Here is a 5018-nt window from a genome sequence, read left to right as displayed (position 1 = left end):
CGGACCTTCATGATGTTGGAGAGGGCGTTGTGCGCACGGCTCTCCTTCTGCATGTCGTTCTGGAGCTCCATGTAGGCCAGGTTCATCTTCATGCCGTCGGCCTGCATCTCCTTCTGGGCCGCGAGCAGGTCCCACTGGTCTCCCCCCTGCCCGCTGGTTCCCACCGGGCCGCCCGCGCCTCCCGCGCCCCCGGGCAGAGGCACCGCCGAGGCGCTCCGGACGCCCGACGCCGCCGACGACACCACCGAGCTGATGCTCGACACCGCCGCGCTCACCGCCGGTCCCCCCGGCAACAGCGCCGCCGCCACCCCGGCTCCCGAGCGCACCACCTCCTGCGCCGTGCGCGCGAACACCGTGCCGAAGTCGTTCTGCGGCGTCTGCCTCGCCACGGTGGGGGTGATGGACAGCGAGCCAATCCGATTGCCGTTCTCCACGAGATGCCTCCTGAGTCTGGTGATGCGCCAGGGCCTCTTCAGCCGGCGTGCCAACCCGCGCTCGGAGTCATCTCGGGTACTTGGCGTCAGCCCCCTCCCGGCAAACCCTCCACACGGCGGAGGCCTCGTCCGCGCACATGGACGGTCCGGTGGACGGGGCTCGGACGAAAAGTTGCGACCTGTAGGAGCTGCCCCACACTCGTAGCTACCTGTCGCACCCCGAGGAGCCCCTCATGACGCTGAACATCACTGGCCGCATCGTTCCGGAGCGCTACCACCCGCGTGTGGAAGCCAACTGGATGGTCAAGGTCCACCTCGGCGAGCGCACCGTGCTCGTCAAGGCGCGCGACCTGTCCATGGCGGGCCTGTTCCTCATCGGCCAGCCCGCGGACACCATCCAGAACCTCACCCTCACGCTGCCGCTGCCGGGGCTCGGGGACATCCGCGCCCAGTGCACCATCGTCCGTCGCGAGGCGCACGGCGTGGCCGTCGAGTTCACCGACGTGGACTGGGATCACTTCCTGCTGCTGGCGCGCTACCTCCACCCGCGCCTGCCCTGAACCGGGTCAGACCGTCTTGCGCAGCCGATCCACCAGGGCCATCAGCTCCGCGCCCTTGAAGGGCTTCTGGATGTAGCCGTCCGCGCCCGCCATCGTGGCGCTCTCCATGTCCGCCTTCTTGGACTTGGCGGTGAGCATGTAGACGGGCACCTTCGACGTCGTCGGATCGCTCTTGAGCATCCGGCACACCGAGATGCCGTCCAGCTGCGGCAGCACCACGTCCATCAGCACCAGCTGGAAGGGCCGGCTCTTGGCCAGCTTCAGGCCCTCGATGCCGTTGGCCGCGCACACCACCTCCACGGCCCCGTCGCTCAGCATGGAACGCACGAGCTCCCGGATGACGGGCTCGTCCTCGACCAGGAGGATGTGGAAGGGATTCTGGAGGTTCGCAGCCATGGGACTCACTCGTAGGCGAGCGCTTCCACCACGTTCAGGGTGGCCGCTCGGCTCGCAGGATACAGCCCGGCCAGGATGGCGCACAGTGTAGAAGCACCCCCCATCGTCAAGGCCAGCCGGGTGGGGAAGATGTAGGGGAAGCTCCAACCCATGGCCTGACCGCCTACCACGTCGGTCACCAGCAGGCCCATCCACAGGCCCGCCAGTGCTCCGATGAGCCCTCCTGACAGGCCGATGAAGGCCGCCTCTCCCACGAAGAGTCGGACGATGTGGGAGCGCGACGCGCCCACCGCTCGCAGCAGGCCGATCTCCCGCGTCCGGTCCAGCACCGCCGCCAGCAGCGTGTTCACCACCCCCAGCAGCGCCAGCAGCACCGCCACCACCTCCATGGCGTAGGAGACGGCGAAGGCATCGTCGATCAGCTCCGTGGCCTCCTGGCGCAGGTCCGCGTTGCTCAAGACGTAGAGCTGGTGACGCTCGCCCCAGCGCTCGGTGATGGTCCGGCGCAGCGCGTCCAGCCGCGAGCGGTCCGACAGGTACAGCTCGAAGGTGTCCACCTGGTCGTCCTGGAAGTGCGCCTGGTAGACCTCGCGCGCCAGGAAGACGACGCCCTGGTCCGAGGTGTAGTCCACCGCCACGGCGGCCACCGTGTAGGTGCGCGAGCCCGTGGGCGTGGACATCTCGAAGGTGTCCTCCAGGTGGAGGTCCCTGCGGCGCGAGAGGTTCTCCGAGATGATGACCCGTCCGGCCAGCCGCTCCTCGCGCGTGGGCAGTCGGCCCTCGAGGAGCTCGGGCCGCCCGTGACGCTCGTAGATTTCAGGGGTGAGGGAGATGACGTAGGCGCGCAGGCCGAGCACGTCGTGGGGTAGCACGCGGACCCGGTCCACCTCCTCCACCCCGGGCAGCGCCGCGAGCTCCTCGGCCAGCTCCGGCCCCATGGGCTGGTTGCGGCTGCCGGCGATACGCGCCGCCGAGGTGATGAAGAGGTCCGCCGGCACCGACTGATCCAACCACCGGTGCGAGGCCGTCTGGAAGGAGCCCACGAAGCCGGAGAGGCACACCGACATGGACACGCCGATGGCCAGCGCGGACACGGGTACCGCCGTGCGCCCGGGCGCCCGCGCGAAATTGTCCGCCGCCAGCCGGCCACTCACGCCCAGCAGCGCCTCGCCCGGGCGCTGGTAGACGCGCCACAGCAGGCGCAGCACCAGCGGGGCCAGCAGCGTGGCCCCCATCAGCACGAGGAAGACGGAGAGGTAGCCCCCCAACGGCATGTTCTCCAGGGGCGAGGGCAGCAGCGTGGCCGGGTGGACGAGCAGCAGGCATCCCACCCCGAGCACCGTGGTCACCGAGCGCGTCCCCACGTCCGCGCCCTGGGCCGCGTCCCGGCGCAGCGCCTCCACCGGAGGCACGCTCGAGGCCACCAGCGCCGGCCGCAGTGCCGCGAAGCCACTGCCCAGCACCCCGAGCGCCACGCCCAGGCCCAGCTCCAGCGGCCCCACCGTCACGTCGCGCGCGTTCACCTGCACGTAGAGGCTGGAGATGGCAGTGGACACCCAGCCGATGGCGACCCGGCCCACGAGCACGCCCAGCGGCAGCCCCACCGCCGTGCCCACCCCGCCCAGCACCAGCGCCTCCAGCGTGAAGAGGGCGCGGATGCGCAGGCGCGTGGCCCCCAGTGCGCGCAGCGTTCCAATCTCGCGCCGCCGCTGCACCACGCCGATGGCGATGGTGTTGTAGACGAGGAACACCCCCACCAGCAGCGCCACCGCGGAGCCCAGGTTCAGCCCCAACTGGAAGCTGCGCACCATGGTGGCCACCGAGCCCCCTCGGCGCGACGGGCGCTCCACCTCGAAGGCTCCGCCCAGGGCCGCCTGGAGACGCGCCCGCACCGCCTCCACGCCCACCCCCGGGTCCACCGCCACGTCGATGCGATCCAGCACCCGCTCGCGCCCGAAGGCCGCCTGCGCCGACGCCACGTCCATCACCCCCACCGAGCCGCCGAAGGCCTTCACCGGCCCCGACTCGCGGATCAGCGCGTGCACCACGAAGTCCTGGGGCCCACTCCCGGTGATGAGCTGGAAGGTGTCCCCCACCTTCAACCCGTGCTCGCGCGCGAAGCGCTCCGAGACGAGCATCCGGTCCGTCGAGTTGAGGAACTCCAGGTCATCCGAGAGCGTGCCGAGGTCCTTGTCCACGCCCTCGTAGGTGCGGAAGTGGCCGTCATCCAGCAGGTCCACGCCCATCACGTAGAGCCGCTCGCCCGGGGCGCCCTTCACCGGGGCAATCACCGTCATCGCCCCCGAGGCGTGCGTCACCCCGGGCACCGCCCGCACCCGCTCCAGCACGGACTCCTCGAAGCCCGTCTGCGCGCCCGCCACCGTGAGGTCCGCCTTGCCGGCGATGGCGTCCACTGTCGAGCGGAAGGCGTCCAGCACCGAGCCATTGATGGACATCACTCCCACCATGGTCGCCACCCCCACGGCCACGCCCAGCACCGTGAGGGCGGTACGCAGGGGAGAACCCAGGAAGTGTCGCAGGGAGACGAGGCGGAGCAGCGCGAACATGTAGGGCCTACCTTACCTCGGCCAGAACGTCACCGCCCGCGCGCTCTCCGAGCTCCAGACGAGCTTCTTGTCCCGGTACAGGCGGGGATGCCCACCGGAGTCGGCCAACGAGACGAGCAGGAAGGGCCCGAGGGACTGGATGCTGACCAGATCGTTCTCGCGGTAGGAATGACCGGGGAGCGGTACCACCCTCCCCTTCTCCACGCGCCGGAGCAGGCCCGTCGCCAGCAACTCGTCACCGAAAGGCGTGCCCCAGAGCGCCAGGGTGTAACGCCCGCTCCGGAGCAGGGTCCATTCTCCCTCGGGCTGCTCCGGCGCGTGTTCGTACAACTGGTCGAGCACCTCGTCGTCCTCGATCTCCCGGGGCTCGAAGCGCGGATCCAGCGAGCGGCTCGACCGTTCGCCGAGCTCCTTCCGGAGCGCCAGGACGCGGGTCCCCGCGAACTCCGTGGACGCCTTCGAGGCCAGTCGTGTCCACGTCCCTCCCTCGTAGGCGAAGGCGTGGGCCAGCAGCGTGCGCCCCGAGCCCTGGCGCTCTCGGCTCCCCCTCCCGTCGATCTCCACCGTCCGCGTCTCCTTCTGGGCCGGGGCGACCAGCTCCAGGGTGAGCCCGAGCAGCCGGCCCCCGGCATCGAAGCCGAACTCGACGAGTTCGCCCGAGGGAGGCAACGGAAGCTCCTCGACCCCACCCGCCGTGAGCTCCACGAGGAACAAGCGGTCGCGGAACGCGGGAGAGGGAAAGGGCTCGGGGAACGTGGGCCTGCCCACCACGGGCGCGCTGACCCCTCCGCGCCAGAACCGCACCGCGCCACGCTTGCCGTCCCGGCTCAGCGCCGTGCTTCCTCCCTGGCAGTCCACCGCGAGTCGCGCGAGGACCCGCCGCGTCGACGTGAAGGGCTCGAGCTGAATCCACTCACAGTCCTTGCCGGCGGGTTCGAGCACCGAGACGGTGGTGGGGCGTTCTTCCGCCGCGGGCCCCGGAAGCAGGGGCACGAGCAGGAGCGAGGCGAGCAGGGAGTACCGGAGTGTCTTCACGATGGGCCGCCATTGTCCCACAAGCA

5 protein-coding genes are annotated in these 5018 nt (G+C 70.4%); 1 reads left to right on the top strand and 4 read right to left on the bottom strand.

From position 1 onward, the window contains the following. A partial coding sequence (locus VF794_RS16050; RefSeq protein ID WP_331111325.1) for a hypothetical protein occupies window positions 1-434 on the bottom strand: 434 nt, incomplete at its 3' end. 233 nt (window positions 435-667) lie between these two features. Here VF794_RS16050 and VF794_RS16045 point away from each other — a divergent pair. After that, window positions 668-994 (top strand): PilZ domain-containing protein, encoded by a 327-nt coding sequence (locus VF794_RS16045; protein ID WP_331111323.1) that lies wholly within the window; start codon window positions 668-670, stop codon window positions 992-994. A 6-nt stretch (window positions 995-1000) separates the two neighbouring features. Here VF794_RS16045 and VF794_RS16040 read toward each other — a convergent pair whose 3' ends face one another. From VF794_RS16040 to VF794_RS16030, 3 genes are read right to left on the bottom strand one after another with little or no spacing between them, the layout of a single operon-like run. After that, a complete protein-coding gene (locus VF794_RS16040) occupies window positions 1001-1390 on the bottom strand; it encodes a response regulator (RefSeq protein WP_331111321.1) in 390 nt (129 codons plus the stop codon). Window positions 1391-1395: 5 nt separating this feature from the next. Beyond that, window positions 1396-3957: an ABC transporter permease gene (locus VF794_RS16035; protein WP_331111320.1), complete on the bottom strand. Its 2562-nt coding sequence runs from the start codon at window positions 3955-3957 to the stop codon at window positions 1396-1398. 12 nt (window positions 3958-3969) lie between these two features. Then, window positions 3970-4992, bottom strand: a complete 1023-nt coding sequence (locus VF794_RS16030) for a hypothetical protein (RefSeq protein ID WP_331111318.1) — start codon at window positions 4990-4992, stop codon at window positions 3970-3972. Window positions 4993-5018: the final 26 nt, after the last annotated feature.

The organism is Archangium sp., from assembly GCF_036389735.1.
Taxonomy (GTDB): domain Bacteria; phylum Myxococcota; class Myxococcia; order Myxococcales; family Myxococcaceae; genus Archangium.
The sequence above is the reverse complement of the archived record's forward strand: the minus strand, read 5'-3'. Positions and strand labels throughout refer to the sequence as shown.

Bases quoted from the DNA above. Each gene is read 5' to 3' on its own strand.
- VF794_RS16045 (WP_331111323.1), top strand. From the start codon at position 668: ATGACGCTGAACATCACTGGCCGCATCGTTCCGGAGCGCTACCACCCG.
- VF794_RS16040 (WP_331111321.1), bottom strand. From the start codon at position 1,390: ATGGCTGCGAACCTCCAGAATCCCTTCCACATCCTCCTGGTCGAGGAC.
- VF794_RS16035 (WP_331111320.1), bottom strand. From the start codon at position 3,957: ATGTTCGCGCTGCTCCGCCTCGTCTCCCTGCGACACTTCCTGGGTTCT.